Raw genomic sequence first — 396 nt, forward strand, 5'->3', positions numbered from 1 at the left:
AGCAGATCCACCCCGGCACGCGCCTGCCGATCAGTGAACCGCGCAACCTGTTCCCGTTGGTCCATGAGGCCAGGCGCAGCCTGCTGTTCGCTGGCGGTATCGGGATCACGCCGATCCTGTGCATGGCCGAACGCCTGGCACACAGTGGCGCGGATTTCGAGCTGCATTACTGTGCCCGATCACGGGACCGTGCAGCCTTTGTCGAACGCCTGCAGCACTCGCCTTTTGCCGACCGGGTGTTCCTGCATTTCGATCAGGAACCCGACACCGTGCTGGACGCGGCGAAGGTTCTGGCCACGCCGCAGAGCGACGTTCACTTATATGTGTGTGGCCCCGGCGGCTTCATGCAGCACGTGTTGGACACGGCCAGGAAGCAGGGCTGGCAGGAGCAATGCC

At 63.9% G+C, this 396-nt stretch carries 1 protein-coding gene; it reads left to right on the plus strand.

The window, feature by feature from the left end; genetic code table 11:
• Positions 1-396: ferredoxin reductase (locus tag AB4079_RS19420; protein ID WP_441788973.1), on the plus strand; the 396-nt coding region annotated here is incomplete at both ends.

Origin of the sequence: Leifsonia sp. 2MCAF36, from assembly GCF_052115525.1 — a bacterium.
Lineage (GTDB): Bacteria > Actinomycetota > Actinomycetes > Actinomycetales > Microbacteriaceae > Leifsonia.